The 15881-nt window shown below is 70.8% G+C and carries 17 protein-coding genes; 7 read left to right on the forward strand and 10 right to left on the reverse strand.

What is annotated here, in order from left to right:
• Nucleotide 1 precedes the first annotated feature (1 nt).
• The 3 genes from ACH4KB_RS04140 to ACH4KB_RS04150 all read right to left on the reverse strand — a co-directional run bounded on the left by ACH4KB_RS04140 (nt 2) and on the right by ACH4KB_RS04150 (nt 1805).
• Complete coding sequence (locus tag ACH4KB_RS04140; protein ID WP_398063392.1) at nt 2-211, reverse strand: hypothetical protein; 210 nt, start codon at nt 209-211, stop codon at nt 2-4.
• Between the two features lie 152 nt (nt 212-363).
• The gene (locus tag ACH4KB_RS04145) at nt 364-480 is read right to left on the reverse strand and encodes an SGM_5486 family transporter-associated protein (RefSeq protein ID WP_007446146.1); all 117 of its coding nucleotides are present in this window, start codon (nt 478-480) and stop codon (nt 364-366) included.
• A gap of 17 nt (nt 481-497) precedes the next feature.
• Entirely contained in the window at nt 498-1805 is a 1308-nt protein-coding gene (locus ACH4KB_RS04150) for a CynX/NimT family MFS transporter (protein WP_398063394.1), read from the reverse strand.
• Between the two features lie 134 nt (nt 1806-1939).
• Between ACH4KB_RS04150 and ACH4KB_RS04155 the strand changes: the two genes are divergently transcribed.
• Nucleotides 1940-2677 (forward strand): FadR/GntR family transcriptional regulator, encoded by a 738-nt coding sequence (locus tag ACH4KB_RS04155; protein ID WP_398063395.1) that lies wholly within the window; start codon nt 1940-1942, stop codon nt 2675-2677.
• On the opposite strand, the gene ACH4KB_RS04160 is transcribed toward ACH4KB_RS04155, so the two are convergent.
• The 3 genes from ACH4KB_RS04160 to fabG all read right to left on the reverse strand — a co-directional run bounded on the left by ACH4KB_RS04160 (nt 2652) and on the right by fabG (nt 4711).
• The gene (locus tag ACH4KB_RS04160; protein ID WP_398063397.1) at nt 2652-3023 is read right to left on the reverse strand and encodes a hypothetical protein; all 372 of its coding nucleotides are present in this window, start codon (nt 3021-3023) and stop codon (nt 2652-2654) included. The genes ACH4KB_RS04155 and ACH4KB_RS04160 overlap by 26 nt on opposite strands.
• 195 nt (nt 3024-3218) lie before the next feature.
• Entirely contained in the window at nt 3219-3986 is a 768-nt protein-coding gene (fabI, locus tag ACH4KB_RS04165) for an enoyl-ACP reductase FabI (protein ID WP_398063399.1), read from the reverse strand.
• 5 nt (nt 3987-3991) lie between these two features.
• The gene (gene fabG / locus ACH4KB_RS04170) at nt 3992-4711 is read right to left on the reverse strand and encodes a 3-oxoacyl-[acyl-carrier-protein] reductase (protein ID WP_398063401.1); all 720 of its coding nucleotides are present in this window, start codon (nt 4709-4711) and stop codon (nt 3992-3994) included.
• 216 nt (nt 4712-4927) lie between these two features.
• Between fabG and ACH4KB_RS04175 the strand changes: the two genes are divergently transcribed.
• From ACH4KB_RS04175 to tyrS, 3 genes are all read left to right on the forward strand, one after another.
• Nucleotides 4928-6451: a TldD/PmbA family protein gene (locus tag ACH4KB_RS04175; protein WP_398063403.1), complete on the forward strand. Its 1524-nt coding sequence runs from the start codon at nt 4928-4930 to the stop codon at nt 6449-6451.
• A gap of 106 nt (nt 6452-6557) precedes the next feature.
• A complete protein-coding gene (locus ACH4KB_RS04180; RefSeq protein ID WP_398063405.1) occupies nt 6558-7952 on the forward strand; it encodes a metallopeptidase TldD-related protein in 1395 nt (464 codons plus the stop codon).
• A 62-nt stretch (nt 7953-8014) separates the two neighbouring features.
• Nucleotides 8015-9286 (forward strand): tyrosine--tRNA ligase, encoded by a 1272-nt coding sequence (tyrS, locus tag ACH4KB_RS04185; RefSeq protein ID WP_398063407.1) that lies wholly within the window; start codon nt 8015-8017, stop codon nt 9284-9286.
• A gap of 79 nt (nt 9287-9365) precedes the next feature.
• Here the strand turns inward: tyrS and ACH4KB_RS04190 are convergent, their stop codons facing one another.
• Nucleotides 9366-9644 carry a GlsB/YeaQ/YmgE family stress response membrane protein gene (locus tag ACH4KB_RS04190; RefSeq protein ID WP_398063409.1) on the reverse strand — a complete coding sequence of 93 codons (279 nt, stop codon included), beginning with the start codon at nt 9642-9644 and terminating at the stop codon, nt 9366-9368.
• 222 nt (nt 9645-9866) lie between these two features.
• Between ACH4KB_RS04190 and ACH4KB_RS04195 the strand changes: the two genes are divergently transcribed.
• Together ACH4KB_RS04195 and ACH4KB_RS04200 are read left to right on the forward strand one after the other, a co-directional pair.
• Nucleotides 9867-10244, forward strand: a complete 378-nt coding sequence (locus ACH4KB_RS04195; RefSeq protein WP_398063411.1) for a DUF3099 domain-containing protein — start codon at nt 9867-9869, stop codon at nt 10242-10244.
• A gap of 241 nt (nt 10245-10485) precedes the next feature.
• A complete protein-coding gene (locus ACH4KB_RS04200; RefSeq protein ID WP_361867707.1) occupies nt 10486-10743 on the forward strand; it encodes a hypothetical protein in 258 nt (85 codons plus the stop codon).
• 33 nt (nt 10744-10776) lie between these two features.
• On the opposite strand, the gene moaA is transcribed toward ACH4KB_RS04200, so the two are convergent.
• From moaA to ACH4KB_RS04215, 3 genes are all read right to left on the reverse strand, one after another.
• Complete coding sequence (gene moaA / locus ACH4KB_RS04205) at nt 10777-11766, reverse strand: GTP 3',8-cyclase MoaA (protein WP_398063413.1); 990 nt, start codon at nt 11764-11766, stop codon at nt 10777-10779.
• Between the two features lie 220 nt (nt 11767-11986).
• Nucleotides 11987-13630: a cation acetate symporter gene (locus tag ACH4KB_RS04210; RefSeq protein WP_398063415.1), complete on the reverse strand. Its 1644-nt coding sequence runs from the start codon at nt 13628-13630 to the stop codon at nt 11987-11989.
• Nucleotides 13627-13992 carry a DUF485 domain-containing protein gene (locus tag ACH4KB_RS04215; RefSeq protein WP_398063417.1) on the reverse strand — a complete coding sequence of 122 codons (366 nt, stop codon included), beginning with the start codon at nt 13990-13992 and terminating at the stop codon, nt 13627-13629. The genes ACH4KB_RS04210 and ACH4KB_RS04215 overlap by 4 nt, the downstream gene beginning before the upstream one ends.
• 333 nt (nt 13993-14325) lie before the next feature.
• Between ACH4KB_RS04215 and ACH4KB_RS04220 the strand changes: the two genes are divergently transcribed.
• Nucleotides 14326-15864, forward strand: coding sequence for a S8 family peptidase (locus ACH4KB_RS04220; RefSeq protein WP_398063419.1), 1539 nt, complete (start codon nt 14326-14328; stop codon nt 15862-15864).
• Nucleotides 15865-15881: the final 17 nt, after the last annotated feature.

Below are 15881 nucleotides of genomic sequence, written 5' to 3' on the forward strand. Positions count from 1 at the left end.
CTCAACGGGACAGCAGCTGGAGGGTCCGCTCGATCAGCTGTCCGAGCGCGGGATCTGAGGTGGTGGCGGCCTGGGCCTGTCCGGGGCTGAGGATCATCAGCAGCAGAGCGGCGAACGCGAGGGCGGGCAGGGCGACGGCCCACCAGGGCAGCCGGATCTCGACACCGTCCGCGGCCGGTCGGTGGGACCTGGTGTGCGTAGGTGTCGGCATGTCCGCCTCCGTCAAGTCATCGGGTCGTCACCGAAGAACCTACGGACCGGAGGCGGTCGGCCCCATCCGGTGACCCACCCACTTCACCCTGAACCTGGCCCCCTAGGGGAGGTGGTGCTAGCCCCACCCCTCGGGTTTCAGGGTCTCGGGCGTCAGGGGGAGGCGATCGTGGCGATCACACCGATGACGACGGTGATGAGGAGCATCGCCCCGAACACGAGGAGAAGCTTCTTCTGGCCGTTCTGGGGGTTCGGATCGAGCACTGGCATGAGGTCAGTGTCGCATCTCAGCATTCGTCCTCGATCGTCCGGTCCCGGCCGGCGAGGATCCCGGCCACCATCTGGGGAACCATGAGGCCCGCCATCAGCGCGATCGGCAGCCCCCAGCCGCCGCTGTGCTGGTAGAGCACGCCGACGAGCAGCGGACCCGGTATCGAGATCAGGTAGCCGGTGGACTGGGCGAAGGCGGAGAGCCGGACCACGCCCGCGCCGGACCGGGCCCGCATGCCGATCATGGTAAGGGCGAGCGGGAAGGCGCAGTTGGCCACGCCGAGGAGCAGGGCCCAGGCCCAGGCGCCGGCGGCGGGGGCGAGGTAGAGGCCGCCGTAGCCGATCAGGCCGCACAGGCCGAGGACGACGACGATGGGGCCCTGCTGCTTGAGCCGGGAGGCGACCCGGGGGATGACGAAGGCGAGCGGGACGCCCATGGCCATGGTGACCGCGAGCAGGAGTCCGGCCGTGCCGGCGGAGACCCCGGCGTCGCGGAAGATCTGCGGCATCCAGCCCATGGTGATGTACGCGGCGGTGGCCTGGAGCCCGAAGAAGCAGGCCAGGCCCCAGGCGGTACGGCTGCGGGTGATCCGCAGCCCCGGCGCCCCGGTGGGCGCGGCGGCCGGACCCGGAGCGGGGGCCGGCTGTCCGGGGGCCGGGGTCCGGTCGCGTACGAGGACGATCCAGGGCAGCACCGCGACGACGGCGAGCACGGCCCAGACGACGAGTCCCGTTCGCCAGTCGCCGCCCAGCGCCCCGGTGACGGGGACGGTGACGGCGGCTGCCAGGGCGGTGCCGAGCGCCAGGGCCATGGAGTAGAGGCCCGTCATGGTGCCGACGCGGTCCGGGAACCAGCGCTTGACGATCACCGGCATCAGGATGTTGCTGACGGCGATGCCCATCAGGGCCAGCGCACTCGCGGCCAGGAACCCGGCGGTGGAGCCGATGTACGGACGGATCAGCAGGCCGGCCGCGATGGCGGCCATGCCCGCGCAGACCACGGCGCCCGCGCCGAAGCGGCGGGCCAGGCGCGGCGCCATGATGCCGAAGACCGCGAAGCAGAGCGGCGGTACGGAGGTGAGGACGCCGGCCACGCTCCCGCTCATGTGCAGCCCCTCGCGGACCTCTTCGAGGAGGGCGCCGAGGCTGGTGATGGCGGGGCGGAGGTTCAGAGCGGCGAGGACGAGTCCGACAGCGATGAGGCGCAGCAGCCAGGGTGCGGGAGGCTCGCCCTCGCCAGGGAGCTGCGGGGTGCGGAGTTCGTGGGCGGTGCGCGTGGCGGGGCCGCTCTTCAGGGTCGGGGTCTGCGTTTCATCGTCCGGCATGATGCCATCATAGAATCATGGGATGATTGATTGTCCACTCCCGTCCATCCACTGACCTCCGCGCCCGCCTGAGAGAATCCGGCCCCGACACCCTTCCCGCCCGGCCCCCGGGCAGGCCCCGAGCAAGGAGCACCATGGCGTTGACGTCCCCGCGGCGTTCGGCACTCTCCGACCAGGTGATCGCCCAGCTGAGGAATCAGATCACCTCGGGCGAGTGGCCCGTCGGCTCGCGGATTCCGACCGAGCCCGAGCTGGTCGAGCAGCTGGGCGTGGCCCGTAACACCGTCCGCGAGGCCGTGCGGGCCCTCGCGCACAACGGGCTCCTGGACATCCGGCAGGGCTCCGGCACGTACGTGGTCGCCACGAGCGAGCTGGCCGGGGTGATGCACCGCAGGTTCGCCGCCGCCGACCCCCGGCACATCGCCGAGCTGCGCTCGACGCTGGAGTCGTCGGCGGCGCGGCTGGCGGCGGCCCGGCGCACCGAGCGGGATCTGCGGCAGCTGGACGCGGTGATGGCGCGCCGGGAGGAGGCCTGGGCGTCGGGCGACACGGAGGCCTTCGTCGCGGCGGACGCGACGCTGCACCTGGCAGTGGTCGCGGCCTCGCACAACGACGTCCTGACCGAGCTGTACGCCGACCTCGGGGATCTGCTGCGCGACTATCTGCGCGGCGATGTGGGCCCCGAACTGCGGCCGGAGAACCACATGGACCACGGCCGGCTGGTGGAGGCGATCCGGGCCGGGGACGCGGACACGGCGGCGGAGGAGGCGGCGAGTCACGCGCTGAAGTGGCTGGAGCCGCGCACCGCACCGGCCGACGGCCTCGGCGCGGCCGCCCCGGGTCCCCTCACAGCGGGGCGGGACAGTGGCTGACCCACGCCGTGGCGACCTCTTTCCAGCAGCGGTCCTCAAGACGTACGGTCCGGCCGGGCTCCACCGCGACCGCCGCCCCGTCCGCGTCGACGTCCCACCAGCGGTCGCATTCGGTGTGCAGCCGGACCAGGTCGGTGGAGGGGTAGGGGTTGTGGCAGTAGGCGACGACCCGGGAGCCCTCGACGGAGGTACGGCACTCCGAGCCGGCCGGTTCGGGTTTCGGGGGCTCCGCTTCCGTACCGGAGTCGGCTCCCCTGGCGGCATGGACTCCCAGAGGGACGGCGAGGGCGGCGGCGACCACCGGGGCGGCCAGGAGGAGATGGGTTCGGCGGCGCGTGGGACGCATGGCGATCTCCCTCCCGCAGCCTGACAAGAAGTCCGGTTCCTCCTCATTCTGCGGTGGATCGGCCGACTTTTCGACCGGAGAGGCCCCGGGAGGCCACGGAGTGTGAACGGCCCCCGGCCGCGTACCGCCCCCGGAGAACCGGGAGGGGCACGCGGCCGGGGGCCGTCGGGCGGGGCCGTGCGCGGTCAGGCGCGGTCAGGCGCCCATCATGTGCACGCCGCTGTCGACGTGGATGATCTCGCCCGTGGTGCGCGGGAAGAAGTCGGAGAGCAGGGCGACGATGCCGCGCCCGGCCGGCTCCGGGTCGTTCATGTCCCAGGCCAGCGGGGCGCGGGTGTTCCAGACGTCGGCCAGCTCCTCGAAGCCCGGGATGGACTTGGCGGCCATGGAGCGGAGCGGTCCGGCGGAGATCAGGTTGCAGCGCAGCCCGTCCTTGCCCAGGTCGCGGGCGAGGTAGCGGGAGGTGGCCTCCAGCGCGGCCTTGGCCGGGCCCATCCAGTCGTACTGCGGCCAGGCGTACTGGGCGTCGAAGGTGAGGCCGACGATCGAGCCGCCCTCGCTCATCAGCGGCTTGCAGGCCATGGCCAGCGACTTCAGGGAGAACGCCGAGACGTGCATCGCGGTGGCGACGGACTCGAACGGCGTGTTGAGGAAGTTGCCGCCGAGCGCGTCCTGCGGCGCGAAGCCGATGGAGTGGACGACGCCGTCCAGGGAGCCGAGCTCCTCGCGCACCAGGCCGGCGAGCCGGTCCAGGTGCTCCTGGTTGGTCACGTCCAGCTCGATGACCTTGGCCGGCTTCGGCAGCTTCCTGGCGATGCGCTCGGTCAGGGTGGGGCGGGGGAAGGCCGTCAGGATGACCTCGGCCCCCTGCTCCTGGGCCACCTTCGCGGCGTGGAACGCGATGGACGACTCCATCAGCACCCCGGTGATCAGGATGCGCTTGCCGTCGAGAATTCCGCTCATGGTGATCAGTGACCCATGCCCAATCCGCCGTCAACGGGAATGACGGCTCCAGTGATGTACGACGCGTCGTCGGAGGCGAGGAAGCGCACCGCGGCGGCGATCTCCTCGGGCCGCGCGTAGCGGCCGAGCGGCACCTGGGACACGATGCCCTCGCGCTGCTCCTCGGTGAGCACCTGGGTCATGTCGGTGTCGACAAAACCGGGGGCGACGACGTTGAAGGTGATGTTCCGCGAACCGAGTTCACGGGCCAGCGACCGGGCGAAGCCGACGAGCCCGGCCTTGGAGGCGGCGTAGTTGGCCTGGCCGGCCGAGCCGAGGAGGCCGACGACGGAGGAGATCAGGACGACACGGCCCTTCTTGGCGCGCAGCATGCCGCGATTGGCGCGCTTGACGACCCGGAAGGTGCCCGTGAGGTTGGTGTCGAGGACGGAGGTGAAGTCCTCCTCCGACATCCGCATCAGCAACTGGTCCTTGGTGATGCCCGCGTTGGCGACCAGCACCTCCACGGGACCGTGCTTCTCCTCGATCTCCTTGTAGGCCTGCTCCACCTGCTCGGCGTCCGTGATGTCGCAGCGGACCGCGAGGACACCGGCTTCGGTGAGCGCCTGGGGCGGCTCTCCGGAGCGGTAGGTGATCGCGACCTGGTCGCCGTTGTCGGCGAAGGCGCGGGCGATGGCGAGGCCGATGCCCCGGTTTCCTCCGGTGACGAGAACCGAGCGGCTCATCGGATCACCCTTTCCTTGGCGGTCTGGTACATCGAAAACCTATCGGTACCGTGCGCCGATCGAGGAAGCGGTCCCTGACAGTGGCTTGTCCGGGGTGCTGTCGGGTTCCTACAGTCCACGCGGGTAGGTGGTCGACCCACGGGTCCTCGATATCCCCCGGTGCGGTCACCCTCCGGCATGGTTCACTGCCGTGGTGTATCGAGAAGGGAACTCCCTGTGCCCCACGAGGTAGATCAGTCATTCCTGGCCCTGCCGTCGCGCGCGCTGGCCGACGCGGCGCTCGCCAGAGCGCGGGCGCTGGGCGCGACCCACGCCGACTTCCGGCTGGAGCGGGTGCGCAGCGCCTCCTGGCGGCTGCGGGACGCCCGCCCGGCCGGCGCGTCGGACAGCACGGACCTCGGGTACGCGGTGCGGGTGGTGCACGGCGGTGCTTGGGGGTTCGCCTCGGGCGTCGACCTGACGATGGACGCCGCCGCGAAGGTGGCCTCGCAGGCCGTCGCGATGGCGAAGCTGTCGGCGAAGGTGATCGCCGCCGCCGGGTCGGACGAGAAGGTCGAGCTGGCGGACGAGCCGGTGCACGGTGAGCGGACCTGGGTCTCGGCGTACGACGTCGACCCCTTCTCCGTACCGGACGAGGAGAAGGCGGCGCTGCTCGCCGAGTGGAGCGGGCGGCTGCTGGGCGCGGAGGGGGTCGCGCATGTGGACGCGTCCCTGATGGCCGTGCACGAGAACAAGTTCTACGCGGACACGGCGGGCACCGTCACGACGCAGCAACGGGTGCGGATCCACCCGCAGTTCACCGCCGTCGCGGTGGACGGCACGAGCGGTGAGTTCGACTCGATGCGGACCATCGCGCCGCCCGCGGGCCGGGGCTGGGAGTACCTGACCGGGACGGGCTGGGACTGGAACGACGAGCTGGAGCGGATCCCCGGGCTGCTCGCGGAGAAGATGCGCGCGCCGAGCGTCGAGGCGGGGACGTACGACCTGGTCGTCGATCCGTCGAACCTGTGGCTGACGATCCACGAGTCGATCGGCCACGCCACCGAGCTGGACCGGGCGCTGGGGTACGAGGCGGCGTACGCCGGTACCTCGTTCGCCACCTTCGACCAGCTGGGCAAGCTGGCGTACGGCTCCCCCGTGATGAACGTGACCGGTGACCGCACGGCCGAGCACGGGCTCGCGACGATCGGGTACGACGACGAGGGCGTCGAGGCGCAGTCGTGGGACCTGGTGAAGGACGGCACCCTGGTCGGCTACCAGCTGGACCGCCGCATCGCGAAGCTGACGGGCCTCGGCCGCTCCAACGGCTGCGCGTACGCGGACTCGCCGGGCCACGTCCCCGTACAGCGCATGGCGAACGTGTCCCTGAAGCCGGACCCGGGCGGACTGTCGACGGAGGACCTGATCGGCGGGGTGGAGCGCGGGATCTATGTGGTCGGCGACCGGTCCTGGTCGATCGACATGCAGCGCCACAACTTCCAGTTCACCGGGCAGCGGTTCTTCCGTATCGAGAACGGCCGGCTGGCCGGGCAGCTGCGCGACGTGGCGTACCAGGCGACGACCACGGACTTCTGGGGCTCGATGGAGAAGGTCGGTGGCCCCCAGACGTACGTCCTCGGCGGCGCGTTCAACTGCGGCAAGGCCCAGCCGGGCCAGGTCGCGGCGGTCTCGCACGGCTGCCCCTCCGCCCTCTTCCGGGGCGTCAACATCCTCAATACGACGCAGGAGGCCGGACGATGAACGGCGACCACGGAACCGGCCGGGGGTCCGGCCCGCGGCGCAGCCGCAGTCAGATGCAGTGCCCCCCGGGTAGGCACAGTCTCAATACGACGCAGGAGGCCGGACGATGAGCCGCGTCAGCAAGCCGTACGAGATCGTCGAGCGGGCTCTGGAGCTGTCCACCACGGACGGCCTGGTGGTCATCGCCGACGAGCAGTCCTCCGCCAATCTGCGCTGGGCGGGCAACGCGCTCACCACGAACGGGGTGACCCGGGGGCGGACCCTGACCGTCATCGCGACCGTGGACGGGGCGAAGGGCACGGCGTCCGGCGTCGTCTCCCGGTCCGCGGTGACCCGGGGCGACCTGGAGCCGCTGGTGCGGGCCGCCGAGGCCGCCGCACGGGGCGCGGATCCGGCGGAGGACGCGCAGCCGCTGGTGAGCGGGGCGCCCTCATCGCCCGACTTCACGGACGCGCCCGCCGAGACCGGCTCGGAGGTCTTCGCCGACTTCGCCCCGGCGCTCGGCGACGCCTTCGCGCGCGCCCGGGCCGGGGGCCGCGAGCTGTACGGCTTCGCGAACCACGAGCTGACCTCCACCTACCTGGGGACGTCGACGGGGCTGCGGCTGCGCCACGACCAGCCGAACGGGACGCTGGAGCTGAACGCGAAATCGCCGGACCGTACGCGCTCCGCGTGGGCGGGCCGGGCGACCCGGGATTTCCAGGACGTCGACCCGGCGGCGATGGACGCGGAGCTGGCGCAGCGACTGCGCTGGGCGGAGCGGCGTGTCGAGCTGCCCGCCGGCCGGTACGAGACGCTGCTGCCGCCGGCCGCGGTCGCGGACCTGCTGATCTACCAGCTCTGGTCGTCGACCGCGCGGGACGCCGTGGAGGGCCGGACGGTGTTCTCCACGCCGGGCGGCGGTACGCGGCTGGGCGAGACGCTCGCCCCGCTTCCGCTGACCCTGCGCAGCGACCCGCACGCGCCGGGGCTGGAGTCGGCGCCGTTCGTGATCGCCCACTCCTCCGGCGACAGCGGTTCCGTCTTCGACAACGGACTGCCGCTGGCCCCGACGGACTGGGTCAGGGAAGGGAAGCTGGAGCGGCTGACGACGACCCGGCACACCGCGGGCCTGACGGGGCTGCCGGTCGCCCCGGCCATCGACAACCTGCTGCTGGAGGGCGGCGGCGAGCGGTCGCTGGAGGAGATGGCCGCCGCGACGTCCGGGCGGGCGCTGCTGCTGACCTGCCTCTGGTACATCCGCGAGGTGGACCCGGCGACGCTGCTGCTGACGGGGCTGACCCGGGACGGTGTCTATCTGGTCGAGGACGGCGAGGTGGTCGGCGGGGTGAACAACTTCCGCTTCAACGAGTCGCCGGTGGACCTGCTGTCGCGGGCCTCGGAGGCCGGTCGGACGGAGAGGACGCTGCCGCGCGAGTGGGGCGACTGGTTCACGCGGGCCGCGATGCCCGCCCTGCGCATCCCGGACTTCAACATGAGCTCGGTCAGCCCGGGGGTGTGACCCGCCTAGACTGACCCGTACATCTACCAGCATCTCTGCCAGTCATAAGGAGCACCGGAACCGTGACGGACATCGTCGACGAGCTGAAGTGGCGCGGGCTGTTCGCCCAGTCCACTGACGAGGACGCACTGCGCAAGGCTCTCGCGGACGGTCCCGTCACCTTCTATTGCGGCTTCGACCCGACCGCGGCCAGCCTGCACGTGGGGCACCTGGTGCAGGTGCTCACGATGCGGCGGCTCCAGCAGGCCGGACTGAGGCCGCTCGCCCTGGTGGGGGGCGCGACGGGCCAGATCGGTGACCCGCGGCCCACCGCCGAGCGCACGCTGAACGACCCGGAGACGATCGCCGCCTGGGTGGCCCGGCTGCGCTCGCAGATCGAGCCGTTCCTGTCCTTCGAGGGCGAGAACGCGGCGACGATGGTCAACAACCTGGACTGGACCGCGAGCATGTCCGCGATCGAGTTCCTGCGGGACATCGGCAAGCACTTCCGGGTCAACAAGATGCTCACCAAGGACTCGGTCGCCCGGCGGCTGGAGTCGCAGGAGGGCATCAGCTACACGGAGTTCAGCTACCAGCTGCTCCAGGGCATGGACTTCCTGGAGCTGTACCGCCGGCACGGCTGCACCCTTCAGCAGGGCGGCAGCGACCAGTGGGGCAACCTCACCGCGGGCATCGACCTGATCCACCGGCTGGAGCCGGGCGCCACCGTGCACGCGCTGGCGACGCCGTTGATGACGAAGGCGGACGGGACGAAGTTCGGCAAGTCCGAGAGCGGCGCCGTCTGGCTCGATCCGGAGATGACGACGCCGTACGCGTTCTACCAGTTCTGGCTGAACGTGGACGACCGGGACGTCTCGCGCTACCTGCGCATCCTCAGCTTCAAGAGCCGTGAAGAGCTGGAGGAGCTGGAGAAGCTCACCGAGGAGCGGCCGCAGGCCCGCTCCGCGCAGCGCTCGCTGGCCGAGGAGCTGACCACGCTGGTGCACGGCGGTGCGCAGTGCGCCGCGGTCATCGCGGCGTCGAAGGCGCTGTTCGGGCAGGGCGATCTGGCCGAGCTGGACGAGGCGACGCTGAGCGCGGCCCTGTCCGAGGTGCCGGGCGCCACCGTCGCCGAGCTGGGTCCGCTGGTGGACCTGCTGGTGGAGGTCGGTCTGGCACCCAGCAAGTCGGGTGCGCGCCGCACGGTCAAGGAGGGCGGCGCGTACGTGAACAACGTGAAGGTCGTCGACGGCGAAGTCGCGCCGGACGCCGGGGAGCTTCTGCACGGGCGCTGGCTGGTGCTGCGCCGGGGCAAGAAGAACCTGGCGGCCGTGGAGGTCGGCCCGGTCGGCTGACCCTCCCCCGCGTCACAGCGCCGTGGCCGGACACGCGAGGCACGCGTGTCCGGCCACGGCGTTGCGTGGTTCCGCCGGGTCAGGTTCGCTGTTTACGGTTGCCTCGGATGGCCTGCCAGGCCATGTCGCCGACGGCGACGACCGCCACGGCGCCCGCCAGTTGCAGCAGATGACGGATCCAGTCGATGCCCTTGGTGTTCTCGACACCGATCCAGCCGGCCACGGCGTTGCCGAGGATGCTGCCGAGGATGCCGAACACGGCCGTCAGCCAGAGCGGGATGTCCTGCTTGCCCGGCAGGATCGCTCTGGCGAGGACACCGAGCACCAGTCCCACGATGATTGCCCACAACCAGCTCATTTCGCCTCCTCGTGCGGCGCGGAGTGCGCGTCTGTCCAGAGTTGTCCCGTTGCCCGGCCGGCGCATGTCGGGTTGGGCCGTCCGGGTGACCCGGCCGCCCACCGCGAACCGCCCGGGCCCTCCTCGTACGGCGTGCCCCGGTCTCCTGCCCGGCCGGTGCCGGGCGTACCGTGGATGCGGCCCGGTCCGGGAGCGTCCGGCGACGAGATCTGGTGGTGGAGCATGCTGCGGAAGAGCGCGGGTACGGAGGTCATCCGGATCACGGGAGCCCGTCAGGGGCTGACGGACGACGTCCGCGGCCGACAGCGGCGCTATGTGATCTCGATGTCGGTGCGCACGGTGTCGGTGGTACTGGCCGCGGTGCTGTGGAACGTGGAGCGGCATGTGGCGATCGTGGCGCTCGTGCTGGGGGTGCTGCTGCCGTACGTTGCGGTGGTCATCGCCAACGCGGGCCGGGAGAACGTGACTTCGCTGCCGACGACGTTCGTGCAGATGCCGCTGCGGCCGGCGGTGGAGGCCGCTCCGGTGCCGGGCCGGGCCGAGCCCGGGCAGCCCGAGGGGGCGTCCGGCGGGGTCCGGCCGCCGCACGAGCGCACCTGATTCGGGAGCCCCGCGAAGCTCAGGAAAAGCTCAGATCAATCATGACGTTCCGGTGCACCGCACCCCGGTCCCCGTGACATACTTCGAAAGCGCTCCGCATCCCCCGTCGGAGCGATGGACCGACGCCGGGCAGCTCCCCCCGTGGCTGCCCGGCGTCGCCATTTCTCCGGCCGGGGATGCGTCAGAAAGCTCGTGGAGCACGTGACTTGGCTCGGGGTGCCCCTGACTTAGGCTGGGCCATGTGATTTTTCCCGAGACGTCCGCCGAGAGTCCCGCCGGTGCCCCGCTCTGTTCCGCCAAGGGCTGCCGGGCCGCTGCCGTGTGGGTGCTCGCCTGGAACAACCCCAAACTGCACACGCCGGAGCGGCGCAAGACCTGGCTGGCCTGCGACGAGCACCGGGAGCACCTGTCCTCGTTCCTCGGTGTACGGGGTTTCCTCAAGGACGTCGTGGCGCTGAAGGACTGGGCAGCCGGGGACGGGAAGGAGACCGAGGCCTGATCCTCGGGCCTCGGTCCCTCGGGCTCGGGCGCCTCAGCCGCCGATCGCCGACATCGGGCGGTCGGGCTGAAGGAAGGACGGGTCGTCCAGTCCGGAACCCGCCTTCTTGCCCCACATGGCCGTCTTCCAGAGCTGGGCGATCTCCTCGTCCGGCGCGTCCCCGCGCAGTGCCCCACGCAGATCCGTCTCCTCACGGGCGAAGAGGCAGGTACGGATCTGGCCGTCGGCGGTGAGCCGGGTGCGGTCGCAGGCGCGGCAGAACGGGCGGGTGACGGAGGCGATCACGCCGACGCGGTGCGGCCCGCCGTCGACGGTCCAGCGCTCGGCGGGGGCGGAGCCGCGGGACTCGTCGCCCTCCGCGGTGAGGGTGAAGCGCGTGCGCAGCGAGGCGAGGATGTCCCCGGCGGTGATCATGCCGTCACGCTTCCAGCCGTGCTGGGCGTCGAGCGGCATCTGCTCGATGAAACGGAGCTCGTAATCGTGGGCGACGGCCCAGGCGAGCAGCTCGGGGGCCTCGTCGTCGTTGAGTCCCGGCATCAGGACGGAGTTGACCTTCACCGGGGTGAGCCCGGCCTCGCGGGCGGCCTCCAGGCCGTCCAGCACGTCCCTGTGGCGGTCGCGGCGGGTGAGGGTCTTGAAGACGTCGGGGCGCAGGGTGTCCAGCGAGACGTTGACCCGGTCGAGCCCCGCGGCCTTGAGGGCGGTGGCGGTCCGCTTGAGTCCGATGCCGTTGGTCGTGAGCGACATGCGGGGGCGCGGGGTGAGCGCGGCGCACTGCTCGACGATGGAGACGAGGCCGGGACGGAGCAGGGGCTCGCCGCCGGTGAAGCGGATCTCGGTGATGCCGAGCGAGGTGACGGCGATACGGATCAGGCGCACGATCTCGTCGTCGGAGAGCAGCTCGCTCTTGCCGAGCCACTGAAGGCCCTCTTCGGGCATGCAGTAGGTGCAGCGCAGATTGCACTTGTCGGTGAGTGACACGCGCAGGTCGGTGGCGACCCGGTCGTAGGTGTCGATGAGCACGGTGGGTCCCTCCCCCGGGGTGTCCGCAGTGGTGCGGTCGCTCTGGTGGCCTCTTGTCCTTCCGAGCCTACGTGAGACGTGTGACATCGGGGGGGGCTCGTTTGCCACGAGGTGCGGCCGGGCCGCGTCGTAGGACTCTACGACGCGGCCCGGGCGCGGGTGGTGGCAGTGAGCCGCAGGGCCTGTCGGCGACGGGCCGAGAGGGGTCCTCGCGGTGTGCTCAGTGGGCTCCGATGCCGGTGAGGGACTTGACCTCCAGTTCGGCGTACTTGTCCGTGTCGGGCTTCTCCTTGGAGAACAGCGAGCCGACCCAGCCGAGCAGGAAACCGAGCGGGATCGAGATCAGGCCGGGGTTCTCCAGCGGGAACCAGGCGAAGTCGACGCCCGGGAACATCGAGCTCGGCTTGGAGGAGACGACCGGCGAGAACAGCACCAGCAGGACGGAGGAGGCGAGGCCTCCGTAGATGGACCAGAGGGCCCCCTGGGTGGTGAAGCGCTTCCAGAAGAGGCTGTAGAGGATCGTGGGCAGGTTGGCGGAGGCGGCGACCGCGAAGGCCAGGGCGACGAGCCCGGCGACGTTCAGGTCGCGGGCGAGTGCGCCGAGGCCGATGGAGACGATGCCGATCGCGACGGTGGCCCAGCGTGCGGCGCGGACCTCTTCCTTCTCGGTGGCCTTCCCCCTGCGGATGACGTTGGCGTAGATGTCGTGCGCGAAGGACGAGGAGGAGGCGAGGGTGAGCCCGGCGACGACGGCGAGGATGGTGGCGAAGGCGACGGCGGAGATCACCGCGAGGAGGATGGCGCCGCCGGTGGATCCGGAGCCGCCGCCGATCTCCAGTGCGGCGAGGGGCGCCGCGGTGTTGCCCGCCTTGTTGGAGGCGATGATGTCGTCCGGCTTGAGGATCGCCGCCGCGCCGAAGCCGAGCACGATCGTCATCAGGTAGAAGGCGCCGATGATGCCGATCGCCCAGTTCACGGACTTACGGGCGGCCTTGGCGGTGGGCACGGTGTAGAAGCGGATCAGGATGTGCGGCAGCCCCGCGGTGCCGAGGACCAGGGCGATGCCGAGCGAGATGAAGTCCAGCTTCGAGACGTTGTCGACGCCGTACTTCAGACCGGGCTCCAGGAAGGCCGCGCCCTTGCCGCTGTTGCTGGCGGCGGTGCCGAGCAGATCGGAGATGTTGAAGTTGAACTTCAGCAGGATCAGGAAGGTGATGAGCAGGGTGCCCGCGATGAGCAGGACGGCCTTGACCATCTGCACCCAGGTGGTGCCCTTCATGCCGCCGATGGTGACGTAGAGGATCATGAGCACGCCGACCAGGGCGACGATGAGGACCTTCCCGGCGTCGCTGGTGATACCGAGCAGCAGCGAGACGAGGACGCCCGCGCCGGCCATCTGCGCCAGCAGGTAGAAGATCGAGACGACGATCGTGGATGTGCCGGCGGCGGTACGGACGGGGCGCTGGCGCATCCGGTAGGCGAGGACGTCGCCCATGGTGTAGCGGCCGGAGTTGCGCAGCGGTTCGGCGACCAGGAGCAGGGCGACGAGCCAGGCGACGAGGAAGCCGATGGAGTACAGGAAGCCGTCGTACCCGAAGAGGGCGATGGCTCCGGCGATGCCGAGGAAGGACGCGGCGGACATGTAGTCGCCGGAGACCGCGAGTCCGTTCTGGAATCCGGTGAACTGCCGGCCGCCCGCGTAGAAGTCGGAGGCGTTCTTGGTCTGGCGGCCGGCCCACACGGTGATGAAGAGGGTCGCCACGACGAAGGCGGCGAACAGCGTGATGATCAGCGGCCGATGCTCGCTCGCTCCCTCGGTGGCGGCGAGCTGGACGGTGGGGTAAAGGGCGTGGGCGGCGCTCACAGGTCGGCCTCCATACGGGACTTGATCGCGTCGGCCTTGGGGTCGAGCTTGGTGGCGGCGTGCCGGGAGTAGAGCCAGGCGATGAGGAAGGTGGTGGCGAACTGGGCGAGTCCGAGGACGAGCGCCATGTTGATGTTGCCGGCGACCTCGGTGGCCATGAATCCGCCCGCGTAGTTGCAGAGCAGGACGTAGAGCAGGTACCAGGTCACGAAGGCGATGGTCAGGGGGAAGGCGAAGGAGCGGTGGGAGCGGCGCAGGTCCGCGAAGTCCGGGCTCGCCTGCATCGTGACGAACGCCTCGGTGGTGGGCTGGGCGGGGCCGGTGGGCGAGCCGCCCTCGGGCGGCGGTGCATCGGTAGCCACGGAATCTCCTCGCGACGCGGGTGCGGTGGTCTGGGGGGCGGTGGGTGTCAAGGGAAGCCTCGTTACCGACGGGGACGGTGATGTGCCTCCTGGACAACGGCACGGAGAGCGCGACGAAGCGGTTCACCGTGTCTTTCGCCTTCCCGGAGGTGCCGCGGTGCGCCCGGTTGCCCGGAAGTCACCCGTTCGCGTTCAGCCGCCCAGGTCACTCTTCGAACTGACTTGCCCGTAAGCGTTGATGCATCGGGATGATCAGCGATAGCTTCACTCGTCATGTACGCGACCGGACACGCCAGGTGTCCGGTCGTTCGGCACGGATGATGTGGAGACCCCATGGCTCATCTGGCATCGAGACGGACCCGCGCACTCGCGGTGCCCCTCGGACTCGCGCTGACCGCCTCGCTCGGCTTCCTGCCGACGGCGACGGCCACGGCGGCGCCCACCGGGGAGCAGGCCGCCGCGAGTGCGCGGACCGACGGACCGAAGCTGTCCTACGTGGTCAACACCCGGGGCGGGCACGGCACCGTCAAGAACGTCAAGAAGGCGATCGCCAAGGCCGGCGGCACCGTCGTCATCGCCTATGAGCAGATCGGCGTCATCGTCGTCCACTCGCAGAACCCCGCCTTCGGCGAAACGATTCGCCGGGTACGCGGCGTGGAGTCGGCGGGCGCCACCCGCACGAACCCGATCGTGCCGCAGGCCACCAAGGACGTCGGTTCGATAGCGGAGCCGCTCACCGCCGAGCAGGCGGCCGCCGCCGCCGCGGACGCGAAGGCCGGCGAGGACCCGCTGGAGCCCCTCCAGTGGTCGCTGCCCGCGATCAAGGCGGACAAGGCGCACGAGAAGTCGCTGGGCTCGAAGCGGGTGACGGTCGCCGTCATCGACACGGGCGTCGACGACACCCACCCGGACCTGGCCCCGAACTTCGACGAGCGCGCCTCGGCCAACTGCGTGTCGGGCGCTCCGGACACCACCGCCGGCTCCTGGCGTCCGGCGGCGGGCGAGAGCGACCACGGCACGCATGTGGCGGGCACCATCGCCGCCGCGAAGAACGGCGCCGGGGTCACCGGCGTCGCCCCGGGCGTGAAGGTGTCGGGCATCAAGGTGTCGAACCCGGACGGGTTCTTCTACACCGAGGCCGTCGTCTGCGGGTTCCTCTGGGCCGCCGAGCACGGCGTCGAGGTGACCAACAACAGCTACTACACCGACCCGTGGCTGTTCAACTGCAAGAACGACCCGGACCAGGGCGCCCTGGTCGACGCCCTCACCCGTGCCGTGAAGTACGCGGAGCGCAAGGGCACGGTCAACGTCGCGGCGGCGGGCAACTCCCGCCACGACCTGGCCCTCGACGCGATCGAGGACAAGACCAGCCCGAACGACACCGAGCCGGTCACGCGGACGATCGACCCGAGCGCCTGCCCGGACATCCCGACCATGCTGCCGGGTGTCGTGACGGTCTCCGCGACGGGTGCGAAGGGCCTGAAGTCCTCGTACTCGAACTACGGCAAGGGCGTCATCGACGTGGCCGCCCCGGGCGGTGACTCGACGGTCTACCAGACCCCCGAGGCGCCGGCCGTCAACGGGCTGATCCTGTCGACGCTGCCGGGCGGCAAGTTCGGCTACAAGGCCGGTACGTCGATGGCGTCCCCGCACGTCGCGGGCGTCGTGGCGCTGATCAAGTCCAAGCACCCCTACGCCTCGCCGGCCGCGGTGAAGGCGCTGCTGACGCTCCAGTCGGACGCGAAGGCGTGCGGTGAGCCGTACGACATCAACGGTGACGGTGTCATCGACGCGGTGTGCGAGGGCGGCAAGAACTACAACGGCTTCTACGGGGCCGGAGTGGTCGACGCGCTGGACGCGGTGCGCTGGTAGGCACGTGACCGATGAGG

This window comes from Streptomyces sp. NPDC017520 (genome assembly GCF_044329855.1).
Classification (GTDB): Bacteria; Actinomycetota; Actinomycetes; order Streptomycetales; family Streptomycetaceae; genus Streptomyces.